Source organism: Paraclostridium bifermentans (assembly GCF_019916025.1).
GTDB classification, from domain to species: Bacteria; Bacillota; Clostridia; order Peptostreptococcales; family Peptostreptococcaceae; genus Paraclostridium; species Paraclostridium bifermentans.
This window is the reverse complement of sequence record NZ_CP079737.1, coordinates 1,343,920-1,366,798: the sequence shown is the minus strand read 5'-3', so window position 1 is coordinate 1,366,798 and position 22,879 is coordinate 1,343,920. Positions and strand designations below refer to the sequence as shown.

Genomic DNA, 22,879 nt, shown 5'->3' with positions numbered 1-22,879 from the left:
TTTAACTTAAATTACTTTACGTTAAACCCGACTCATTTATTATTTTCATCTTATTTATATGATATTTTTAACTTTTTATTTTTTATGTCTATATCCTTTATATATAAAGCTATATTTCTTTTTGATACTTCTTCATTTATATAGTCAATTCTATTCATTTCGTTATTATTTTTATATATTATTTTCATAGGACTATATATATCACATTTAATGTCTTTTAAAATTTCTCTAAATGTTTCTAGCTTCCAACGTTTAAAGTCTTTACTTATGCTATCAATAACATAATCAGTATTAACTCTTTTTATATCACAATCATGCAAATCTCTTTTTAGCTTATTTATAGTAGTGTTATTGTGACCTATATCTAAGATTATAAAGTATCCATAATCATATTTACTTCTTATAAGCCTTCCATAAGCTTGTTTAGCTTTTATACTTAATTGAGGATAGTTAACATCGTCATATGTAGTCCTTTTGAAACTTCTTATTGATGAGTACAACGGATCATCCAAACTTTTATTTGGGAGTTTATCAAGAATTACGCAAGTTAAGCCTTCTCCTTGTATATCAACCCCTTCAAAACAGCTCTTAGAAGCTAATACAACACATTTTTTGCTCAAATCTCTTAAGTTATTAACTGCTGATTTATCCTTATACAGTTCTATATTATGAATATTTAATCTATGAACAAGCTTTTTATAAACTTTTTCTAATCTATTCTTACTTGTAAATAAAGCTAGTACATGTCCATTACTATTTACACATATATTTTCAATCAACTTCACAGTGTGATCTATAAATTCATCATTTAAAGCATTGTATTTTGGAAACTTTTCCATTGCTAGAATTTTAGTTTTTCCTTTATAATCATATATAGACTCAATTGTTTTTTCTATAGTCTTATGCTTATCTAATCCCAATGTTCTTTTAAACGTACTCATATTATTATTTATATTTAATGTTGCTGATAAAAAAACAACTGTATTTACAGTACTTAAAAACATACTTTCAAACATTTCAGCTACATCAATAGGAATAACTCTTATATTAAAGTACTTATATTCATTATTTATATCAATGATCCTACAATAGTTGTCTAACTTTTTTTCTATAAAGCTTTCAATGGTTAATATATTGAAATCTATATCCATTGTCTTTGCGCTTATTGTATTAAATATATAACTATCATCTTCTCCTTCTTTTTCACATTGATCTATTATATAGTTTAAAGATCTTAATATTTCTTTTAAATATACAACAATGTTTTCAAATTCACTTCGCATATATCCGCTTATATCAACTTTATTTTTAAAAGATACATTACTAAGTGGAGCTTGTTGCCTATTTATTTCCCAAGAATGGTCATATAAACCACTTTTTAAAGTTTTTCCACATCCGTTTAGTATGTTATTTACACTTTGCTTAGCTAATGTTATTTTTTCTTGCAATTTTGCTTTTATATTACTATCTAGTTGAAGTTTTCCCGCAACACTAATATAAAATTTATCCATAGTGCTTACATTTTTATGATTTATCTCACTATGAGGGTATAATTCATCTAATAATTTATCTAATAAAATACTATTACATTCTGAGGTAAAGAAATCATAACTTTTTTCCATTAAATTATGACCTTCATCTATTATTAAATAATCCAATTGCTTTTGTTCTTTATACGGCCATTTTGCAAGTAAAGAATGGTTAATCACAGTTATATGTTCTTTTTTCAGTTCTTTTATTCTATTTTTATAAAAACATCTTTCAATACACTTTTCTGGGTAACATATATCTGATTCACATCTCAAACTTAAAATTAACCCTTCTATTTCAGAGAAAATAGATTTAACATTGTTATGAATTTCCTCTATATCTCCATATTCTCCATTTTCAATTAGCCTTTGAATATATAAAAACTCTAGTAATTCACTTTGACTTTTAAATACTACGCTTTTTTTGTATTCTTCCAATCTTCTATTACATAGGTAATTATTTTTACCCTTCATACATCCATAATTTATTTTGCTTTGTAAGTTTAAGGATTTTAAAACTGTAGGTATATCTTTGTTTATAAGTTGCATCTGTAAATTTTTTGTATCTGTAGATATAACAATTTTCTTTCCATTATAAAAAGACTCCATAATTGCTGGAATTAGATATCCAACACTTTTCCCGATTCCTGTAGGAGCTTCTATACACCCTATTTTAGGTGCATCCTCTTTGCTGTTAAACACATCTTTTATAAACTTGGTAAATTCATGCTGCTTTGGTCTAAATATATAACTAAAATTTTTAGAGTTTGTCCAAAGTTCATTTAATTTTAACAAATCCTCATATGAGTTTTTATATTTTGATAAATTTACATTATGTCTATTTCCTTGGGAATCTTTTTCATTTATTTCAAACAACACGCTTTGTTCAAATTCATTTTTTTCATCTATTTCTTTTAAATATTTAATCCATTCCCAAGACTTTATATTGGAGCTTTTAAAATATTGTTCTAAATTAAAATAAAGTTTATCTAATCTAGTCTCCTCACTCTTCCAAAGTCTAATCAAAAGAGCATTTACTAATTGTATATTTAGTAAAACATCGTTTAATGCTCTATTATTTACCTGTTTATTAATATCTGTAACTTTATTTATAAGATAGTTAAGTTCATAATTTATATGAAACGGCTCTAAAATAATAGCTAGCTGCATAGAATCTAAAAGTTCATTTTTTAATCTTTTATTTTCAAAAATATATTTATCTAAGAAGCACTTTTTTGATTTTAAATCATGACAAATTATAGGATAGTCTTTTATAAAATCTATAAATTTATTTCTTCTTTGATATATAGTAGGTGCCTTATCTAAATCATTTTGCTTAAGGTTTTTACAAGTTCCAAATACACTTACAGGAACTTCCTCATAAGGTTTAATCAAAGTATTAAACTTAAAAACTTCATTATTTATAACTTTAATAGCTGCAATTTCTATTATTTCAGAGGTATTAGGATTTAATCCACTAGTTACTATATTTAGATATACAACATCATTTAATATGCTTTTCATATAATACCTCCTCCATTTAGAATAACCTTAATTATACCATTTAAAATATATAAAAAACAAAAAACTGTCTAATTAATTAGACAGTTTCTAATATACCTATTAATATTGCACCTTTTGATGTGTATGTTCCCATAACAGATCCAACCGAACTTATCGTTATATCTTTAAAATCATACTCTTTTGACATAATTTCTTTAACCTTTAATGCTTTTTCTTTACAATTAGAATGACCTATCGCTAAACTATATTTCTTTTCACTACTAATATTTTTATATATGTTTTCTATAACTTTTTTAATTGAATTACTATCACCTCTTGCTTTATCAACAGGTTTTACAATACCATCTATAACCTGAATTATAACTTTAAAATTCAATGCATTTATAAGTTTTCCAGCTAAAGGATTTACTCTACCACCTTTAATTGCATTTTCTAGAGTTTCAAGAGAACCATAGAAAGTAACTTTTTCTTTTAGATTTTCTAGAGTTTCTACTATCTCATCTAAATTTTTCCCTTCATCTGCTAACTGAGCAGCTTTAATAACTAAAAGCCCTTGACCAACTGATCCATTAGCAGTATCAATCACTTCTATTCTTTTATCCGTGTTGTCTTCCTCAAACATGTTTTTTGCAAGTACCGCTGTTGAATATGTAGCTGATAGCTTTGAAGATAAAGTTAAAACTAAAATTTCTTCTTCTTCACAATCATATACATTTACAAACTTTTCAGGTGATGGACACGATGTTTTAGGAAGTTCCTTTGAACTTGCCATTCTATTGTAAAATGTATCACTATCCATATCTCCATCAGCGTAAGTATCTTCCCCAAATGAAACATTTAACTTTACTATTTCTATATTATATTTTTGTACTAACTCTTTATTTAAATCACAAGAACTATCTGTTATTATCTTGATTTTTTTCATTCATATATCTCCTTATTTTTCAGTCGGCCGGTCGGCCGATATATCTTTTATTTAATTGTACATTTGATTTATATTAAAGTCAATCATAAAAAGTATTCTTCGCTCGAGCGATTACGTCTTCTAACTTTTCATATCTCCAAAGACTTTGCTCGTTGCTCAAAAAACCTTATTTTAAACGTATTTTTGCTATATGTTACTTTGTTGACAATAAAAATTTATAAGCTTATAATTATTTTATTAAAATAGCAGTTAATTGTAGAAAGGTTGACTTTATGAAATCAAATAATACTAATATGAAAGAAAATATTTTATTATCTGCAACAGAATTGATAACCAAAAACGGAGTTAAAAATACTAGTTTATCTGATATAGCAAAAGCCGTAAATATAAGCAAAGGTACCTTATATTATCACTACTCATCAAAAGATGCATTAATCTCTGAAATTGCCAATACTCACTTAAATGCAATCAGCGAATCTATACTCCAATGTATTCAAGGTATGGATCCAAATAATCCAAAAGAGCAAATGATAAACTTAATAATGGAGAAAATCTCCGATATAGAAGATAGAGGTAGAATACACATGTACATTCTTTGTGAAGCTATTACAGGGAATGATCCTTTAAAAGAACAAATAAAATTAAAATATATAGAATGGCGTAACACATTAAAATCAGAAATTGTTAAAATAAGTTCAAAAGATGCTGAAGCTCTTTCATTCTTACTAGTTTCTATAGTTGATGGATTAGTTCTTCAAGGTTTATTAAAAACTGAAAACTTACCATTTGAAAATATAGCTGATTTTCTAGTTACAAATTGGTACTAGCTATATATTAAATAAAATCTTAGGGGTGAATTTATGCAGAATATAACATTTGAAGCTTTAAACTCAACTGATTTATTAGTTGGATTAAAAGAAAAATATGAAACTATTATCATTAAAGGGGTGTACTGCCAAGAAATATATGATTTAGTAAAAAGTCAATCTACAGAATATGAATTGATGGGTTATTCATTAGATACAAGTATTTTAATTTATGCAATAACCGCACTTAAAGATGTATTTGTAAGTTCAGATAAAAAAATAGAAAAAGATATAGAAAAAAAACTTAAATTATATGAAGTAGGCGATGTGTCTAAAGATAAATTAACTTTAAAATTAAGATAATACTTAATAAGTCTCACATTAATTAATGTGAGACCTATTTTTATTTATTTTTGAGGATTACCTGCATTAATTTGTAAGAAATAAGTTGATGAATCTTTCATAGTTTTAAATTCCTTAGAGTCTTTGTATTTATCAACATTTTCAGATGAAACAGCTACTCTATCTATTGCATCTGTTTCATATAGATTAAGTGCTGAATTCGCATCTTTAACTATCTTTGTATTTATCTCATCTAGTTTGACAGCGGAATTATCCCAATAAGTAGGGTTTTTTGTCATTGAGTAGTGATCTTCTATTTTCCATTCACTTAATGTAAATGGTCCATTATATAAAGTTGACTCAGCTGTTGTTCCAAATATGTCTCCTTGAGATTCAACAAATTTTTGATTTTGAGGTAAATAAACTCCAAATGCCATTAGTTTATCAAAATAAGTTACAGGTCTTACTAACTTAACTTCTAAAGTATAATCATCTATAGCTTTTACTCCTACAGAATCAGGATCTTTATTTTCACCTAAATTATATTCTTTTGCTCCAGCTATATCATGCATTATAAATCCATATTGCGATGCTGTTTCTGGATTTAAAGTTCTCTTCCATGAATATTCAAAGTCTTTTGCAGTAACTCCATCTCCATTTGACCATTTAGCATCTTTTCTTAATTTAAATGTCCATGTTAATCCATCTTGAGATGTTTCCCAACTTTCTGCAATACCTGGTATAGCTTTATTTTCTTTGTCTATTCTAACTAATCCTTCCATAGTATTAGTCATTACTTCAAATGAAACAGTATCTGTAGCTTTACTAGGGTCTATAGTTGGAATATCAGAAGTACTTACTAAATTTAATTGTTTTTTCTCTTTATCAACATCTGCCCACTTATATGACCATGGAACTGTAGGGAATTTAAACATATCACTTACATATTCCTTTTGCATATAAGCTATACCTGATTGAATTAGTGGAGCTATATATGCATCTTCTAGCATAAGTTTTTCAGCTTCTGCAAATTTATTCCAACTTTCACTTTGTTCTGGCATTGCTTTTGCTTCATTTACTAATTTATTATATTCATCACTTTTATAACCTGTGTTAGATGCATAACTTACACCCTTCATCATAGTATCTAAAAATGTTAGAGGGTCTGGGTAATCTGCTCCCCATCCTGCGTAAGCTAATTGGAATTTACCTTTTTGCTCTAATTCTATTTTTTGCTTAAATGGTTGAGTTTTAATTTTTATTGTTAGTCCAGGTAAATTTTCTTGAAGCTCAGATTGCATAAACTCTGCTTGTCGCTTACTTGTATCACTATCAAAAGTTACTAGCTCTAAAGTTACAGTACCAAATCCAACTTCTTCTTTTGCCTTATCCCAATACTTTTTAGCTTCTTCACTACTATAAGAGTATCCCATTTTTCCAGCAACATCCCTATAATCTTTTCCATCTTGATTTATAGCTAACTCATTAGGAACAAAGTAATCAGCTGGAACAGATCCATTATTTAATATAACATCACATAATCCCTGTTTATCTATAGCCATATTTATAGCTATTCTTGCATTTTTATTTGCAAGTACATTGTATGGATCAGCTTCCTTTCCTGAATTATTTGAACCTGTCGAGCCTTGATTTGATGTACACCCAACTAAACTAGACACACCTATCGTTGATATAGTTAACAATGCTAATAACCTTTTTCTATGAACCATAAAACCCTCCTAAATATAATTATTTTTATAATTATATTTAGGAGGGCCTATAAAAATTCCTAAAAATTAATGTGACATTCCTATTATTGCTCCTATTACATAAGGTATTAACCATATACACCAAACAAATATACTAAATTTATGGAACACTCTTTGTTTTTCTTTGTCATTTTTATAAAGTACCCAAGTAGCCCAAACTGCATGGAATAGCATTAATAATATTGCTATAGTCCCTGTGATACCATGTATCATTTCTGCAGTTGGTGAAATTCCACTAACTCCTGTTTTAGCAATTTGACTCATTAAAAAAGTACCTGTTGTATCACAAATTAAACCTAAATAAAAAATTATTACATGATTTTTCTTTAAAACCTTAGCTTTTCTTTCACTAAATACACCTATTGTATAAAATACTAAAGCTAATGTTATAGCTGTTATAGCCGCTATTAATTTAAAACTCATAATTGTTCCTCCTTATTAGTTTGCATGCAAACTATTTTGTTATAGTAATTTTATACCCGGTATTATATTTTGTCAAACAATTATTTTAATTTATTTTTTAATAAATTTAGTGACTTAATGATTTCAGTTCTTTCATCTTCATTTAAATTATCAAATAAGTTTCCAAAAGTTTCTTCTGATTTTCTTCTAAAATATTTTGCAAACTCTAGTCCTTTAGTAGAAAATTGTATATAAGTATTCCTTTTATCATTATCATATTTTACCTTTTTTATATAATCGGCTTGCTCCAGTCTATTAACAATACCAGATACAGTTCCTTTTGATAAATACATTTCATTACAAATTTGACTTATATTTATTTCCTTATTGTGCGCAACTAACTTTAATACCATTATTTGTTGATGAGTTAAACCACTCTCAGATAATCCTGCCTCTATCTTGCTCATAGATCTTGAGTATATCTCTTTTATTAACATTAATATCTCAAATGAATCGCTCATTATAATTACCTCCATCTTTACAAATATATTGCTTCTTTTATATACTTTATATAATACATTTATTTATGTATTATATAAAGTATATAAAAAATTATTAAAACAAATTAAAGGATTTTTACATATGGAGAAATTTATAAAAAAACAAAAAACTTTAAGCCCCAAAGATAAATTTACTATAACCCCAAATTTTAAAACTCCATTCATATCACCTGAAAATATAATCCATATAGGTGAAGTTGCAAAAAAATATAATGGTGTACTTAAAATTGGAACTAACCAAAAAATTTCAATAATAAATATCGATGAAGTAAATTTACAAAGAGTTGTAGACGATTTAAATTTTGATTGTGTTCCTAAAGGCAAAAACTTGCTAACGAATATAACAGTTTGTACTTCTAATTTTTGTAGAATGTGTAAATACCCTACAATAGGCATCTATATGAAAATAGTAAATAAATTTTACGGTATAGAATTACCTTCAAAAACTAAAATAGCAATATCTAGCTGTAAAAACTCATGTGTAAGTGCATATGTTAAAGATATAGGTATTTTAGCTGATTCAAATGGTAAACTGTTTATAACTGTTGGAGGTTGTGCTGGAACCAATCCTAAATCTGGATATGTACTAGCATCTGACTTAGATGAAAAAAGCACATATAAACTTTTAAAAAATGTTATTAACTATTATCAGTCAACTGCTAATTCAAAAGAAAAACTTAGAGATTTTATAGATCGGGTAGGTTTTGAAAATTTCAAATCTAATCTGTAATATGAAAATTTACCTAACATAAAAAAGCCTGAAAATACCAATCTATTTTCAGGCTTTTTTATTATTAATATTTTAGTTTTCAGTCTCTTCCCCAGGTAAAAATAATAATCCTTTGTATATTATATTATTTTTACTGTCTTCTAAACTCAATAACGTTTGTATTGATGCTAAAGTATCTGAATTTGCCACTCCTACTACCCTTTGCAAAATAATAAGTTCATAAAAATTATTATATATCTGCTTTGTAGGTAATATAGCACTTGGAGCATCTACATATGGTTCATATGTAGGCTTAACTTTACCATCAGGAGTATATATTAAATTTAAATAGTCTTTAGGTCTTGCAGCTAAATTTAATGAGTATTTATTTTCTCCACAGTTAATATTTAGCTTATAATTTTCTTTATATGATGCTTGACACTTATTGTTATCATAAAATGTATTTTGATTGAAAATCTCTACTAATTTTCCATTTTCATATTTATAAATAACCCCTATTTCAAAACCTCCAGATCCTCCAAATCCTCCTCTTACCATTATGTCTGATCTATTATTCCCAGTAAAATCCCCTAAAAAAAGTTGCATATCATATCCACTATATGGAAATTTAATGGATATAGAGTTTCCATTTTCTTGATTTAAAACAATCTCTATTTCATCTACATAAGAACTCTCTTTATAAGGTGAAATACCTATTAAAATCACATCATCTTTTGAATGATCCCCAGTTACATTCCCATTTGCAAAATCTACCATAACTTTTTCAGTTGAATTGTTCATAGTTATCCTCCAATTAGATTTTTCAATTATATTATTTTATGTTATATGATTTTTTTAGTTACTATAAAATTTTACTACCATGTAATACAACTGAATTCTAATTTGCTGAAATATTAAATACTACAATTTCTGGAGGATTTAAAAACCTTAACGGAATGCTTGTCATACCAATCCCGCTACTAACATACATTTTTGTACTATCATTTATTCCTACATTCTTTTCTGAGTATAGTCCTTTAACATATTTATGTGCTCCTACTGGAAGTATTTTATCTGTTAGAAATGGGATAGTTACTTGACCTCCATGTGAATGCCCACTTAGAATAAAATTCTCGCTTGAAGATATCATTAATTCTACAACATCTGGTTCATGAGTGACTACTAAATTGAATTTATTTTTTTCAATTTTGTAATCAGATTTTTTAGTATTTCCAAGCAAATAATCATCATATCCGATTATGTTTAAGTTTAAATCATTTATATATGAACTTTCGTTTTTTAGAACTTTAAATCCACCTCCATTCATAAATTTTTCATATACTCTAGAAGCTCCTCCTCCATAATCAGGATTCCCAAACACTGCATATTTACCATATTTTGCTTCAATTTTACTTAAACTATTCTGAAGACTATTAGAATCTAATAAAGAGTAATCCCTTGCATAATTATCTAAAAGATCTCCTCCAAATATAACAATATCTGGATTTTGATTATTTATCTTTTTAACTATCTTATCTATATTACTTTGAGAGTATAGTTTCCCAAAATGTGTATCCGTAAAAAATACAACTTTACAATCTTTTATATCTTTAGCTTTCAAGTCTATATTTTTAACCCTTAACATAGAAGGCTCTATATATCTTGCATATGAAAACATAAGCAAACATATAATAATTGTTAAAATTATTAGTTTAAATATTTTGTTTAGTAATTTCAAATTCTATCTCCTTTTTATTGCCTTTTAATAAACATAAATTTATCATTTTTATATTACATATATGTTACATTTCTATTATAAAAAAGGCTGTAAATAGTTTATATTTTCATAAATCTATTTACAGCCTTAATATAATTGAACTAAATAATTCCTAGTTTATTTTTTATCTCAGGTAAATTTTTCATAAATGTGGAATAAAAATCTTTACCTTCTTCTATTTCAACACGATAGCAATTATCTAATAAGGTTTTATTAATTTCCTCAATTTCTTTTTCATCTCTAACAAATTTTAAGCGGAAAGTTAGTGCTTTAATAAACTTATACCACTCTAATATAAATTTCTTATTCTCGTCGTAATTATCAATTCCTACCCATTGACTTATTTTTATATCCTTTAAATCTTCTTTTGGACAGTTTCCTATCTGTAAGAAATACTTAAAATCATCATCTTTATATACTCTTCCAAGCGGAAATAAGCGACAAATATTTGGGCGTTTAGAGTGAATAATGCATCTTCCTTCTTTATTTAAAAAGCTACAGTTTTTGTTATCATCATTCATTTTTAAATATGGCAATAAAATTTTATTATTTTGACGTAATTCAATATTTTGTCCTACTAGTTCATCAAATTCAACTCCTAAATATGTAACCATTTCATATAGATCAAAAGGCGTAAGAATTACTAATTCTCCGACATCACAACAGCAATCATTACATCCATCACAACCACATGTATCTGCTTTTACTATATCTTCAATATCATATAATTTTCCATCTGAAATTTCTTCTAGTATATTTATAGATCTCATTTACTTTTTCCTCTTTCTTTTTTAGCTTTCTTTAAAATACTTAATAAGTATTATTATACTAAAAATTTACTTACAACTTAATATTTTTTCTATTTATTCAAAAGAAAATATCATTCTTTTAATTTAATTTTAAAACTTAAAATAAATCTCCTTATTGCTATAATTTAGTCTGTTTCTATATTGACAGTTTTGCAATAAAATTATAATATCAATAGGGTTATAGTTTTTTATATTTGAATAATCATAAAATTAAAATAAAGGATGATAAAAAATGACAGAACAAAATTTAAGCTTGATTGATGAAGTTAAAAGAAGAAGAACTTTCGCAATCATTTCCCATCCCGATGCAGGAAAAACTACGTTAACTGAAAAGTTTCTATTATATGGTGGAGCAATTCGTGAAGCAGGATCTGTTAAATCAAGAAGATCTCAAAAACATGCAGTGTCTGACTGGATGGAAATTGAAAAACAAAGAGGTATATCTGTTGCGTCAAGTGTTCTTCAATTTGAATATAACAACTTTTGCATAAACATTCTTGATACTCCAGGACATCAAGATTTCAGTGAGGATACTTATAGAACTCTTATGGCAGCAGACTGTGCAGTAATGGTTATTGACTCTGCTAAAGGGGTTGAGGAGCAAACAAAGAAATTATTCCACGTTTGCAAAATGAGAGGAATTCCAATTTTCACATTCATAAATAAAATGGACCGTCAAGGAAAAGACCCATTTGAACTACTTGAAGATATTGAAAATGTATTAGGAATTCGTTCTTGCCCAGTAAACTGGCCAATTGGTTCTGGTAAAGAATTTAGAGGTGTATTTAACCGTCATAAAAATCAAATAGAATTATTTGATGATGGTAACCACGGACAATCTATTGCTAATTCTATAACTGGAGAGGTAACTGATGAAAAATTCAATACTTTATTAGGTGATGCTCTTCATGGAAAATTACTAGAAGATATAGAACTTTTAGATATAGCTGGTGATAATTTTGATTTAGATAAAATATTAAATGGTGAATTATCTCCTGTATTCTTCGGAAGTGCCCTTACTAACTTTGGTGTTGAACCATTTTTAGAATCATTTTTAGAGATAACACCACCACCTATGCCTCGTAGCAGTAACTTAGGTGATATAGATCCTAATTCTGATAATTTCTCAGGATTTATATTTAAAATCCAAGCTAATATGGATAAAGCTCATAGAGATAGAATCGCATTCCTTAGAATTTGCTCTGGTAAATTTGAAAAAGGCATGTCAGTAAATCATGTTCAAAGAAATAAGAAGATAAAACTTTCTCAACCACAACAGTTTGTGGCACAAGACCGTGTTATAATAGATACAGCTTATCCAGGAGATATTATAGGTATACACGACCCAGGTATATTTAATATTGGTGATACTTTAAGTGAAAAACAATCAAAGCTTGAGTACACTGGTATACCACAATTTGCTCCTGAACATTTTGCAAGAGTTTCTACAAAGAATGCTCTTAAAAGAAAGCAATTTGTAAAAGGTATTACACAATTAGCAGAAGAAGGTGCTATACAAGTATTCAAACAACCTAACTTTGGTATGGAAGAACTTATAGTAGGAGTTGTTGGGGTTTTACAGTTTGAAGTTTTAGAATATCGTCTAAAGCAAGAGTATGGTGTTGAGATGATGATGAATACACTATCTTACCGTTATATACGTTGGATTGAACCCGAGACTTTCAATTCAGATAAGCTTTCGATGACAATGGATACAATACTAGTTGAAGATAAAAATAGAAATCCAGTATTGTTATTCCAAAATGAATGGTCTATTAGACATCTTCTTGAAAGAAACGAAGGTTTAGTTTTAAGAGAAACTTCTTTATAAATATCAATCCCCCTATGTCTGCTTTTTTACATAGGGGGATTAATTTTATATTATTCATAAATTCTCTGTGTTTTTGAAAATATATTTTTTACAAAGCTTTTTCTACTTTTACAGCAATGCTTGCAGGCAATGTATTTTTAAGCTTCCACACAATATTTATAGGTTTGCTACCACTATAACTTACTATATCTGCTGGCCCTAAATAAATATATGGAGAAGTAATTCCATCTTCTCTTTTATTTTCTCTAACAAATAGCAATATATTGTTATTTGTGTTCATGTGATTTACATACCTTTGTCCCGTAGGCGAATCTATACTTGTCCTACTCTGACTTTGCCAATTAAATAATTTATCATTTATAGCATAATCTTCATACATAGTAGATGGAGAAAAATGTTTTTCGACTTTATTTAAAGTTATTAAAAATATATCTGTTTTTATTTCTTCAATATATAAAACACCTTCTCTAAGAGGATATTGTTTATCTATTGTATTTTTCCCAAATGCTGCTAATATTTGCTCTTTAGTATAAGTTGAATGAACTTCTAAATTACTTTCAAACTCGAGTTCATCACTTAATGTTTTTACCTTTATATGATTTAAGTTGTATTTAAGTACCTCTAAAATTTCTTCATACATTAATCTATTCGAATACAACCTTTTTAAAAACTCAATTATATTATTTACCCCTAATTCTTTAGGACTCTTAGTATACAAAGTGTAATGCAACATAAGTAACATTTTTTCTTCACTATCAGTTAAATTTGCAATTTTATTTTCATTTTTATAGCTTTGCAATATTTCTATCCAAAATTTAAGAAGTTTTACAGAATCAGTATTTGTAAGTCTAAGTATTCCACTACTTAAACATTTTTCATCTATATCACAAAAATCTTCTTTAACTTTTGCATTTACACAAAGTCTATAAAAACTATTTTTAGTTTTGTAAATTTCTTTTAACGTTATGTTATAAAATTCTATAAAGTTTTCTAAATTTAACTTTTTACCACTTTCAATTTCAAAAGTTTTAATTTTATTGGTTATAGTTGTTTTATTATTTATAAATGAATTAATATTTCTTAATATATATTCCTTAGCTTGCTTCTCCATATGAAGATGACAACCCTTAGGTAGTGTTATAAAGCCACTTTCAATTTCTTCTTTTAAAGCTTTTCCTTTTTTTCTTGCTATTGATGAGAACTTTTCATAAAAGTTATAATTTTTATGTGCTTGTCCTACATAGTCAAGTACTGTTAATCATTCTTTATTATCACTAAGTCTAAGACCTCTTCCTAGCTGTTGTAAAAATACTGTTAAGCTTTCAGTAGGTCTTAAAAATAGTATTGTATTAACTTCTGGGATATCTACACCTTCATTATATAAATCAACTACAAATGCAAATTTGTACTTTCCGTTTATAAGGCCTGATTTTGCTTTATCTCTTTCATCTTTAGTAGTTTTTGAGCTTATAGCAACTGAAGGTATTTTTTTATCATTGAAATAATTAGCCATGAAATTTGCATGTTCTATACTTACGCAAAATCCAAGTCCGACTACTTCATCAATATCTGATATATAATCATGTAAGCTTCTAATGACTAAGTCTGCTCTTTTCTTAGAATTTAACTTATCTATTGTAAGTAATTCTGTAAGTTCTTTATTGTCATATCCACCTTTTGACCATTTAAGTTTGCTTAAGTCAAGTTCATCACTTACACAAAAATATTGAAATGTAGATAATAACTTTTTATCTATAGCCTCACCCAATCTCATTTCACTACTTATTCTACCATCAAAATATTCTAAAACATCTTTTCCATCCATTCTTTCAGGTGTTGCAGTAAGACCTAATAATACCTTAGGTTCAAAGTGTTCTAATATCTTTTGATAACTAGGTGCACTTGCATGATGAAATTCATCGATTATTATAAAATCATAAAACTCTTTATCTAAACATTCATCAAACTTCTTAGAATTAAATGTTTGTATAGTCATAAATACATGATCTATATTATTAGGTGTAAAATTACCACTATATAATCCCCCAAAATTTCTATCTCTTAGTATTGTTCTAAAAGTTTTAAGACTTTGTGATAATATATCTTCCCTGTGTGCAATAAATAGTAATCTATTTACTTTACCTTTATTTTGACTTTTAAAATTTTTATAATCAAATGCAGATATAACAGTTTTTCCAACTCCAGTTGCTGCTACAACCAAATTTTTATTGTGCCCTAGTACATCTCTTTCAACACTTAGAGTATCTAGTATTTCTTGCTGATAATGATAAGGCCTAACATCAATATTAGCTATATCGTTATTTTCATTTTTCAAATCACTTACTCTAGCTTTTTTTAGTTCCATTTTTAATTTTTCTTCATCTTCTTCTGTAAAAGTTTTAAATTCTTCATCATTAAAATAACTTTCAAATGTAGCTTTAAATTTATCCACTATGTTTTTAGAATCTTTTTCGCTAACTTTCATATTCCATTCAAGACCTGTTGTCATTGCATCTTTTGATATATTCGATGACCCAATGTATGCTGTCGTAAATCCTGTGTTCCTATGAAACATATAACTTTTAGCATGTAGCCTTGTTCTTTGTGTATCATAAGATATTTTTACTTCTGTATTTGGAAGTTCTGATAAAAACTTTATGGCTTTAAATTCACTTGCTCCCATATATGAAGTAGTTATTATTCTAAGTTTTTTAGTTTGTGTATGTTCTATAAGTTCATCTTTAATAAGCCTTAGTCCACTCCATCTTATAAAAGATACTAATATATCTATATTATCACTACTTAATATTTCTCTTTTTAATTCACTTATTAAATCTGGTTCATTGTTAGAATTTGTAAATAAATAGCTTTGTGATATAGGGGTTAGTGGCCTTATATTATTGTTTTTTATTTTAGATTTATTTATTTTTTCTTCTACACTTAATAATATTTCTCCATCTTTATGTATATTATTTTCTTTTATTTCTTTATCTTCTACTTGCTCAGATAAATAATCTATTATTTGATTACATACCTCAATTTGTTTATTTATATCTTTGTTTTTAATTAGATTTAAGCTTTTTTTAGTTACTTCTTGTAAATATTTAGAAAGAATTACTTTAGCTTCTTCTTTTTCTATTTCTTCTTTAAATATATTTATTTCATCTTCCCTAATTTTAAGTTCTTCATGTATTTTATTAGAGATTACTTGCTCATATATCCCCTTTTTAATTTTCATTTTCTACCCCTTATTTTAATTATTATTTATACTTATTTGACTCCCTCTATTTTTAAAATAGAATCAATAATATCCTCATCTTCTGAGATTATATCACAATACCCTTCATGAGATGATGTACTTATCCAACTTTCATCACCATTTATAAAGCATAAATCTTCAGGTAATTCAGGCTGCTCCCAAGAAAATAATGAATCAACTTCTTCTTTTAATACATTTTTAGAGTTATCATCTATTTTATAATAATAAACTTTAGCTGTTGACTCAGTCAACATAGCACTTGGCCATTCAGATTGTTCTTTCATCTCTATTAGTGAACTTTCTAATTTTTTTAGAACATTTATTAGATTGCCACTTGAGTTCATATCATTTCTTTCAACTAGTAAAAACTTATCAGATAAACTTGTTGCCAAATCTATAAATTCCTTATATCCGCTTCCTTCAACATTTCCTATTTCTATATGAAACATACTCCCCAACTCCTTATATTCTATAAAAATTAGGATTAGAGTTTATAAAGCACATATGGCCTACTCTAATCCTATTTATTTTCCATTTATATATTAACTTGTCACTTTAGACGATATAATACTTAAAGCAATTTAATTAGTTCTTCTAAATCTTGACATAACACTTTTGCAAGTTCAAAATCCATATCGCTTAAAGCTTTTGATATTTTTGTTTCAACTAATTTTTTCTTTTCTTCAATTTCTAAGTAGTCTCTATCAAAATGGTTAGCATAAATCATTTTTCTAAACTTTTTCATACTAACTTTTCTAATTTTCTTATCTTCAATCATTAAAACATAGTCCATGCAATTATTTATAAATTGGTAATCATGAGAAACCATTAAAATTGCACCATTATAATCTTTTATAGCTTTTTCAAGTGCTATTTGAGAATAAGTATCTAGATGGCTTGTTGGTTCGTCTAAAAGTAGCATATTTGCCTTAATATATGATACCTTAGCTAATTGAAGAATATTTTTTTCTCCACCAGATAAATCTTTTATCTTTTGTTCAATAGCATCTTGCCCAAAACCATAATTTGAAATATATCTTCTAACATCTCTACGATTTTCAAATCCTAGCTCAGAAAATTCTTTAAATATTGTGTTAGACTCGTCTAAAATTTCTGATTGTGCCTGAGATAAATAAGCTATCTTAATATCATCATTTATTTCAATTGATTTATTATTATTTTTGAATATTTCTCTAAGTATAGTGGTTTTACCAACCCCATTTGTACCAACAAGTGCTACTTTATCATTAGATTTAATTTCAAAATTAACATCTTCTAAAAGAACTTTATCAAAAGCCATTCTATAATCATTAACTTTTAAAGCAATAGTTTCTTCTATTTCATTATCAGTATCTAATTTAATATTTGGTTGTTTAATATCTACAAACGGAGCTTTAATTCTACGAGCTTCTAATCTTTCTTGTATTTTAACTCTAGCTTTTAAAGCTCTTCCGTTAGAAGCTTCAGCATTATAAGTTGCTCTTTCTCTTAATTTTTGGATTAAAGCTTCATTTCTCTCAATTTCTTCATCATCAGCAATAGATAATTCTTGTAATTCAATTTTAGTTTGAAGTAATGAGAAATTATAATCAATATATCTTCCATCAAATTCTTGAAGTTGTGCATTTTCAAGATGTATAATTTTATTAAAACAATGATTAAGTAGATATCTATTGTGTGTAATAACTAGTATTGTTTTCTTGTGAGAATTAATTAAACTCTTTAGCGCATTAAGATTCTCAAAGTCTAAAAATACATCTGGTTCATCCATAATCATCAAGTCAGGATTATTAAGCATTTCCTTAATTATTTGGATAAGTTTAAATTCTCCTCCACTAATTTCAGATAACTTTTTATCTTTATGATTACCTAAGTTTGCAAGATTTAGTTTTCTATTAATATTACTTTCATAATCATCACCATCAATTGCATCAAATGCATCTAAAGCTTCTTGGTACTTTTCTAAAAGCGTATCAATATCCGAAGATGTTTCCATTTCAGTACATATAGATGAAATTTTTTCTTGTAATTTTATAAATTCTTCTGCTATATATTCAAAAACTGTAGTTTCTTTGCTTTTATTTTCTTGTAAGAACTGACTTACATATCCAATTTTGAAGTTTGGATCTATTTCTAATGTACCATCATACACGTATCTTTCTGGATCCATAATTATATCTATAAGTGTACTTTTTCCACTACCACTAGCTCCTATGAAAGCACAGTGTTGACCCTCTTCTAATGTAAATGAAATATTATTGTATAGATCTTTGTTTGGAAATGAGTAGGACAAGTTGTCAATTTTTATCATATTTATTACCTCTCTTTATCATTTAAAAAGAGCTTAAATAAATAAGCTCTTAAATATATATATTAAATCCCAATTTTTAAATTGATTTTATATATAATAACGACATTCTTTTTAGATTTTCTTTTGATAGGATACCATTTTTTAAGACTTATTTCAATGCTTTTATATTGAAACTCTACTTGTTTAGTACATTTATAAACTTACCATTAAATATATCTGAATTTTCAATTTATTTTTCAAAGTTATAAATTCAATTATTGTAACCATTTTTTCATCATATAATCACAGTTTAATATAATCCTAAAGTTTTATCTTGTATATTTATAAAATCACTTAATTCATCCAAAGATGTGGTTATAAATTCATATACTAAATATTTTGGATTTATTATATCTATTAGTTTTTTTATTTTTTTATTTGTAAATGGCTTATGCTCGTCTATTTTTAATATATGAAAAATTATATCCTTAATCATTTCACTATAATTAATTTCTAAATTTTCATATTTTGAAATTTGATTTTTAACATATTTTGAAGAGATAGATTTACTTAAATGAATTCCTTTTATGTAACTTTTTAAATCTCCTAACTCATCTATAATCTCTAATAAATAATCGATTCCCTCTTCTTCTGTATCTATGTTTAAATTTGTATTAAGTAAATGGCCTGTATCTAGCATAAATCCTTTATTTTCATATTCTATGCTTTCAATAAAATATTTTACTAATTTTTTATCTACCATTCTAAGCCCTGGCCACCATAAGTTTTCAAAAAGTATTGTTACCCCTGTATCTAAATCTTTAAATATTTCATTTACTAACTCAATAGACGCATCTATTACATCTTTATCTGTATATGTAAAGTTGTAGTTGTAACAATGTTTTAGTTTTGTATTAGATACATGAAATACTACATATTCGGCATTTAGCCTTTCTGCTAATTTTATTTCTTCTTTATATTGATTTATTATTGCCTTTTTATCACTTCCACCATAATTGTTTATTATACCTTCTACACTATCAAAGTCTTCTAACATACCTTTCTTATTTCCATTCCAAAAATCTAGCCAAATAGGGAAGTGTTTTAAATGTATTCCTTTTATTCTATTTTCAGGTATTAATTCTTCACTATATCCTGATGGTGCAAATAATTCTATTGCATCTATATTATGATTTTTTAAAAATTTATTTATATTCTCACAGTTGTTATTATACCTGTCCATATCGTAACTATATGTAGATAAATTAATAATTTTTAACATTTTTAAAATCCCCCTGTAAACTTAATTTATTTCATTTGTGTATAAATCAAAACTTTTTATATTTTTTAATAACTTCCTATATCTATAAGTCAATAAAATTTTAATTTTATAATATCCTAATTGTATAATAAATTTTATAATATTTCATTAATATTCAAATATATTCAAATTTTTATTACATATATGTTGCATTTAATCTTAAATATCTCTTGTTGTATCTATTTAAATGGTACAAAACCAAATAGATTTTAATACTATAAAGTATACTAGCAAAATCTATGGAGGTGACATCTTATGACATCAATAGTAGATGTAAAAAATCTTACCAAAAACTTTTATAATAAAGATGGTGAAATCCAAGTTTTAAATGATATTAACTTTTCTTTAAATGAGGGAGAAATTCTAACCCTACTTGGCCCTTCTGGAAGTGGTAAATCTACTATTTTAAATATTTTAACAGAGCTTCTAAAACCAACATCCGGTAAAGTTAATATAACTGGCAATATAGGTTATATGTTTCAAAAGGATCATCTTTTAGAGTGGCGAACTATAATGGATAATATTTTAATAGGCCTTGAAATTCAAAAAAAGAAAACTCCTGAAGCTATTTCTAGAATTGAAAGATTATTAAAAACCTATGGTTTATGGGACTTTAGAAATATGTATCCAAAAGAACTATCCGGTGGTATGAGACAAAGAGTTGCTTTAATTCGTACACTTGCTGTAAATCCCGATATTCTTTTGCTTGACGAGCCATTTTCAGCTCTTGATTATCAAACTAGAATATTGGTTAGTGACGATGTTTACAAAATTATTAGAAATGAAGGTAAATCCGCAATATTAGTAACCCATGATATATCTGAAGCTATATCCATGTCAGATAAAATAGCAGTCCTTTCAAAGCGTCCTGCAACGATTAAAAATATCTATACTATAGACTTAAAAATATCTGGAGAAAGAACCCCTATTATATCACGTAGTGCCGAAAACTTTAAAGATTATTTTAACATCTTATGGAAGGAGATCGATTCAAGTGAAACAAAATAATCTTTCCACAGGTCATATGGAGTATTTAAAATCAATAAAAAAAGAAAAGAGAATAGTATTTTTTTCCCAATGGCTTTTATTAATCGGATTTCTAGCATTGTGGGAAATACTAGCTCGATTAAACATTATAGATGTATTTTTATTCAGTAAGCCAAGTGATATCTATACTTTATTTGTTAAATATCTTCAAACTGGTGAGCTATTAAAACACGTTTTTATATCTAGTTATGAAACAGTTGTCGGTTTAGTAATTGGTACCGTTTTAGGTATATTAATAGCTATTTTTCTTTGGTGGTCTGAACGTATATCAAAAATTCTAGACCCGTTTTTGGTAGTTTTAAATGCACTTCCTAAAACTGCTCTTGCTCCTATTTTAATAGTTTGGGCTGGTGCTGGTATGAAAGGTATTATAGTTATAGCTATTACAATTTCTGTAGTTGTTACTATCCTTTCAGCCTATAACTATTTTATATCAGTAGATGAAGAAAAAATAAAAATGCTTAAGAGTTTCGGAGCTACTAAGTTTCAAATTTTAACTAAGTTAATATTCCCTTCAAATATAGGAAACTTAATTAACTTAACAAAGATAAATATAGGTATGGCATGGGTTGGAGTTATAGTTGGAGAGTTCTTAGTTTCTAGATACGGACTTGGATATCTAATAGTTTATGGAGGTCAAGTATTTAAATTAGATTTGGTTATGATGGGTGTAATAGTATTAGCAGTATGCGCTTTAGTAATGTATCAAGTTTTAAATATAGCTGAGAAAATTTATAGATCTAAAAGATAATTTTTATGCCATATAGTATTAACTATATGTAACATGTATTATAAATTTTTAATAAAATAAATGGTATAAATTTTTTAAAGGGGGTTATTTATGTTCAAAAAAATCTCAACTTTATTGGCAGTGGCAACAAGCCTTGCATTGGGTGTTACTGGTTGTACAAAAGGTGCTTCTTCAGATGCTACTGATAAAGATATGACTAAGTTAACAGTAGGAGAAGTAACTCATTCTATATTTTATGCCCCTCAGTATGCAGCAATCACTCAAGGATTTTTTGATGAGGAAGGTATAGAAATAGATCTTATAAATACACAAGGTGCTGATAAAACTATGGCAGCCTTACTTTCAGGAGAGGTTGACATAGGCCTTATGGGTCCTGAAGCTTCTATTTATGTATATAATAAAGGCAATGACAACTACGCAGTAAACTTTGCACAATTAACTCAAAAGGACGGTAGTTTTTTAGTATCTCGTGAGAAAAACGATAATTTCTCTTTTGATCAGCTAAAAGGTAAAGAAGTTTTAGGTGGTAGAAAAGGTGGAGTTCCTGAAATGACGTTAGAATATGTTTTAAAGAAAAATAATCTAACTTTAGGAACAAATACTAAAAATGATGAGGTAAATGTCCGTACAGATGTTCAATTCAATGTTTTATCAGGTTCATTTGCCGGTGGTGAAGGTGATTATGTTGCATTATTCGAACCTGCTGCTTCTGAAATAGAAAAGCAAGGCAAGGGCTATGTAGTAGCTTCTATTGGTGAAGAGTCTGGACTTATTCCTTACACTGCTTATTCTGCACCTAAAGATTATATAAAAGATAATAAAGAAGTAATCCAAAGATTTACAAACGCAGTTTATAAAGGTCAAGTATGGGTTAAAAATCATACTGCTGAAGAAGTTGCTACAGCTATAGAGCCTTTCTTTACAGATTTCGAGAAAAAAGATTTAGTATCTGTAGTTGAAAGATATAAATCTATAGATGCATGGTCTTCTGACCCTGTATTAAAAGAAGATAGTTTAAATCTTTTAATGAATGTAATGGAAGAAGCTAATGAGCTTGATAAAAAAGCTCCTTATGAAAAAATTGTTGATACAAGTTTTGCTAATGAAAGCATAAAAAATATAAAATAATTTAGTAACATAAATAGTAATAATTTAATATACTTTAATATATACTAATATTAGTATATATTGGATTCGACCTTACTATAATAATTCTACTCCTATTTAT

20 protein-coding genes are annotated in these 22,879 nt (G+C 27.0%); 7 read left to right on the top strand and 13 right to left on the bottom strand.

What is annotated here, in order from left to right; all coding sequences use genetic code 11:
• Positions 1 to 50: 50 nt before the first annotated feature.
• Positions 51 to 3,053 (bottom strand): helicase C-terminal domain-containing protein, encoded by a 3,003-nt coding sequence (locus KXZ80_RS06510; RefSeq protein WP_021432647.1) that lies wholly within the window; start codon positions 3,051 to 3,053, stop codon positions 51 to 53.
• Between the two features lie 76 nt (positions 3,054 to 3,129).
• Positions 3,130 to 3,978 carry a DegV family protein gene (locus KXZ80_RS06505; RefSeq protein WP_021432646.1) on the bottom strand — a complete coding sequence of 283 codons (849 nt, stop codon included), beginning with the start codon at positions 3,976 to 3,978 and terminating at the stop codon, positions 3,130 to 3,132.
• A gap of 272 nt (positions 3,979 to 4,250) precedes the next feature.
• Here KXZ80_RS06505 and KXZ80_RS06500 point away from each other — a divergent pair, with 272 nt between their 5' ends.
• Positions 4,251 to 4,805: a TetR/AcrR family transcriptional regulator gene (locus KXZ80_RS06500; protein ID WP_021432645.1), complete on the top strand. Its 555-nt coding sequence runs from the start codon at positions 4,251 to 4,253 to the stop codon at positions 4,803 to 4,805.
• A gap of 33 nt (positions 4,806 to 4,838) precedes the next feature.
• Positions 4,839 to 5,147, top strand: coding sequence for a hypothetical protein (locus KXZ80_RS06495; protein ID WP_021432644.1), 309 nt, complete (start codon positions 4,839 to 4,841; stop codon positions 5,145 to 5,147).
• A gap of 44 nt (positions 5,148 to 5,191) precedes the next feature.
• Here the strand turns inward: KXZ80_RS06495 and KXZ80_RS06490 are convergent, their stop codons facing one another.
• The 3 genes from KXZ80_RS06490 to KXZ80_RS06480 form a co-directional block, all read right to left on the bottom strand.
• Positions 5,192 to 6,856 carry an ABC transporter substrate-binding protein gene (locus tag KXZ80_RS06490; protein ID WP_021432643.1) on the bottom strand — a complete coding sequence of 555 codons (1,665 nt, stop codon included), beginning with the start codon at positions 6,854 to 6,856 and terminating at the stop codon, positions 5,192 to 5,194.
• Between the two features lie 66 nt (positions 6,857 to 6,922).
• Positions 6,923 to 7,318, bottom strand: a complete 396-nt coding sequence (locus KXZ80_RS06485; RefSeq protein ID WP_021432642.1) for an HsmA family protein — start codon at positions 7,316 to 7,318, stop codon at positions 6,923 to 6,925.
• Between the two features lie 80 nt (positions 7,319 to 7,398).
• On the bottom strand, positions 7,399 to 7,818 hold the full coding sequence (locus tag KXZ80_RS06480) for a MarR family winged helix-turn-helix transcriptional regulator (RefSeq protein ID WP_021429094.1): 420 nt from the start codon (positions 7,816 to 7,818) through the stop codon (positions 7,399 to 7,401).
• A gap of 121 nt (positions 7,819 to 7,939) precedes the next feature.
• Between KXZ80_RS06480 and KXZ80_RS06475 the strand changes: the two genes are divergently transcribed.
• Entirely contained in the window at positions 7,940 to 8,587 is a 648-nt protein-coding gene (locus KXZ80_RS06475; RefSeq protein ID WP_021432641.1) for a nitrite/sulfite reductase domain-containing protein, read from the top strand.
• Between the two features lie 72 nt (positions 8,588 to 8,659).
• Here the strand turns inward: KXZ80_RS06475 and KXZ80_RS06470 are convergent, their stop codons facing one another.
• From KXZ80_RS06470 to KXZ80_RS06460, 3 genes are all read right to left on the bottom strand, one after another.
• The gene (locus KXZ80_RS06470) at positions 8,660 to 9,367 is read right to left on the bottom strand and encodes a hypothetical protein (protein WP_021432640.1); all 708 of its coding nucleotides are present in this window, start codon (positions 9,365 to 9,367) and stop codon (positions 8,660 to 8,662) included.
• 97 nt (positions 9,368 to 9,464) lie between these two features.
• Positions 9,465 to 10,304 carry a metallophosphoesterase gene (locus KXZ80_RS06465; protein ID WP_021432639.1) on the bottom strand — a complete coding sequence of 280 codons (840 nt, stop codon included), beginning with the start codon at positions 10,302 to 10,304 and terminating at the stop codon, positions 9,465 to 9,467.
• Between the two features lie 140 nt (positions 10,305 to 10,444).
• A complete protein-coding gene (locus tag KXZ80_RS06460) occupies positions 10,445 to 11,113 on the bottom strand; it encodes a YkgJ family cysteine cluster protein (protein WP_021432638.1) in 669 nt (222 codons plus the stop codon).
• A 271-nt stretch (positions 11,114 to 11,384) separates the two neighbouring features.
• Here KXZ80_RS06460 and KXZ80_RS06455 point away from each other — a divergent pair, with 271 nt between their 5' ends.
• Complete coding sequence (locus tag KXZ80_RS06455; RefSeq protein WP_021432637.1) at positions 11,385 to 12,983, top strand: peptide chain release factor 3; 1,599 nt, start codon at positions 11,385 to 11,387, stop codon at positions 12,981 to 12,983.
• An 88-nt stretch (positions 12,984 to 13,071) separates the two neighbouring features.
• On the opposite strand, the gene KXZ80_RS17870 is transcribed toward KXZ80_RS06455, so the two are convergent.
• From KXZ80_RS17870 to KXZ80_RS06435, 5 genes are all read right to left on the bottom strand, one after another.
• Positions 13,072 to 14,094: a DUF3427 domain-containing protein gene (locus KXZ80_RS17870; protein ID WP_021432636.1), complete on the bottom strand. Its 1,023-nt coding sequence runs from the start codon at positions 14,092 to 14,094 to the stop codon at positions 13,072 to 13,074.
• Between the two features lie 147 nt (positions 14,095 to 14,241).
• Positions 14,242 to 16,221 carry a DEAD/DEAH box helicase family protein gene (locus KXZ80_RS17865; protein WP_021432635.1) on the bottom strand — a complete coding sequence of 660 codons (1,980 nt, stop codon included), beginning with the start codon at positions 16,219 to 16,221 and terminating at the stop codon, positions 14,242 to 14,244.
• Between the two features lie 32 nt (positions 16,222 to 16,253).
• Entirely contained in the window at positions 16,254 to 16,691 is a 438-nt protein-coding gene (locus KXZ80_RS06445; RefSeq protein WP_021432634.1) for a hypothetical protein, read from the bottom strand.
• Positions 16,692 to 16,813: 122 nt separating this feature from the next.
• Entirely contained in the window at positions 16,814 to 18,553 is a 1,740-nt protein-coding gene (locus KXZ80_RS06440) for an ABC-F family ATP-binding cassette domain-containing protein (protein ID WP_021432633.1), read from the bottom strand.
• A gap of 289 nt (positions 18,554 to 18,842) precedes the next feature.
• A complete protein-coding gene (locus tag KXZ80_RS06435; RefSeq protein WP_021432632.1) occupies positions 18,843 to 19,814 on the bottom strand; it encodes a TIM barrel protein in 972 nt (323 codons plus the stop codon).
• Positions 19,815 to 20,108: 294 nt separating this feature from the next.
• On the opposite strand from KXZ80_RS06435, the gene KXZ80_RS06430 reads away from it, so the two are divergent.
• The 3 genes from KXZ80_RS06430 (at position 20,109) to KXZ80_RS06420 (ending at position 22,779) form a co-directional block, all read left to right on the top strand.
• Positions 20,109 to 20,861 carry an ABC transporter ATP-binding protein gene (locus KXZ80_RS06430; RefSeq protein WP_021432631.1) on the top strand — a complete coding sequence of 251 codons (753 nt, stop codon included), beginning with the start codon at positions 20,109 to 20,111 and terminating at the stop codon, positions 20,859 to 20,861.
• Complete coding sequence (locus KXZ80_RS06425) at positions 20,848 to 21,651, top strand: ABC transporter permease (RefSeq protein WP_038285158.1); 804 nt, start codon at positions 20,848 to 20,850, stop codon at positions 21,649 to 21,651. Before KXZ80_RS06430 ends, KXZ80_RS06425 begins: the two co-directional genes overlap by 14 nt.
• A 90-nt stretch (positions 21,652 to 21,741) precedes the next feature.
• Positions 21,742 to 22,779 (top strand): ABC transporter substrate-binding protein, encoded by a 1,038-nt coding sequence (locus KXZ80_RS06420; protein WP_021432629.1) that lies wholly within the window; start codon positions 21,742 to 21,744, stop codon positions 22,777 to 22,779.
• Positions 22,780 to 22,879: the final 100 nt, after the last annotated feature.

What these genes read in the sequence shown, in the direction of transcription:
- KXZ80_RS06510 (WP_021432647.1), bottom strand. Translation starts at nt 3,053, where the DNA reads ATGAAAAGCATATTAAATGATGTTGTATATCTAAATATAGTAACTAGT.
- KXZ80_RS06505 (WP_021432646.1), bottom strand. Translation starts at nt 3,978, where the DNA reads ATGAAAAAAATCAAGATAATAACAGATAGTTCTTGTGATTTAAATAAA.
- KXZ80_RS06500 (WP_021432645.1), top strand. Translation starts at nt 4,251, where the DNA reads ATGAAATCAAATAATACTAATATGAAAGAAAATATTTTATTATCTGCA.
- KXZ80_RS06495 (WP_021432644.1), top strand. Translation starts at nt 4,839, where the DNA reads ATGCAGAATATAACATTTGAAGCTTTAAACTCAACTGATTTATTAGTT.
- KXZ80_RS06490 (WP_021432643.1), bottom strand. Translation starts at nt 6,856, where the DNA reads ATGGTTCATAGAAAAAGGTTATTAGCATTGTTAACTATATCAACGATA.
- KXZ80_RS06485 (WP_021432642.1), bottom strand. Translation starts at nt 7,318, where the DNA reads ATGAGTTTTAAATTAATAGCGGCTATAACAGCTATAACATTAGCTTTA.
- KXZ80_RS06480 (WP_021429094.1), bottom strand. Translation starts at nt 7,818, where the DNA reads ATGAGCGATTCATTTGAGATATTAATGTTAATAAAAGAGATATACTCA.
- KXZ80_RS06475 (WP_021432641.1), top strand. Translation starts at nt 7,940, where the DNA reads ATGGAGAAATTTATAAAAAAACAAAAAACTTTAAGCCCCAAAGATAAA.
- KXZ80_RS06470 (WP_021432640.1), bottom strand. Translation starts at nt 9,367, where the DNA reads ATGAACAATTCAACTGAAAAAGTTATGGTAGATTTTGCAAATGGGAAT.
- KXZ80_RS06460 (WP_021432638.1), bottom strand. Translation starts at nt 11,113, where the DNA reads ATGAGATCTATAAATATACTAGAAGAAATTTCAGATGGAAAATTATAT.
- KXZ80_RS06455 (WP_021432637.1), top strand. Translation starts at nt 11,385, where the DNA reads ATGACAGAACAAAATTTAAGCTTGATTGATGAAGTTAAAAGAAGAAGA.
- KXZ80_RS17870 (WP_021432636.1), bottom strand. Translation starts at nt 14,094, where the DNA reads ATGGAGAAGCAAGCTAAGGAATATATATTAAGAAATATTAATTCATTT.
- KXZ80_RS17865 (WP_021432635.1), bottom strand. Translation starts at nt 16,221, where the DNA reads ATGAAAATTAAAAAGGGGATATATGAGCAAGTAATCTCTAATAAAATA.
- KXZ80_RS06445 (WP_021432634.1), bottom strand. Translation starts at nt 16,691, where the DNA reads ATGTTTCATATAGAAATAGGAAATGTTGAAGGAAGCGGATATAAGGAA.
- KXZ80_RS06440 (WP_021432633.1), bottom strand. Translation starts at nt 18,553, where the DNA reads ATGATAAAAATTGACAACTTGTCCTACTCATTTCCAAACAAAGATCTA.
- KXZ80_RS06435 (WP_021432632.1), bottom strand. Translation starts at nt 19,814, where the DNA reads ATGTTAAAAATTATTAATTTATCTACATATAGTTACGATATGGACAGG.
- KXZ80_RS06430 (WP_021432631.1), top strand. Translation starts at nt 20,109, where the DNA reads ATGACATCAATAGTAGATGTAAAAAATCTTACCAAAAACTTTTATAAT.
- KXZ80_RS06420 (WP_021432629.1), top strand. Translation starts at nt 21,742, where the DNA reads ATGTTCAAAAAAATCTCAACTTTATTGGCAGTGGCAACAAGCCTTGCA.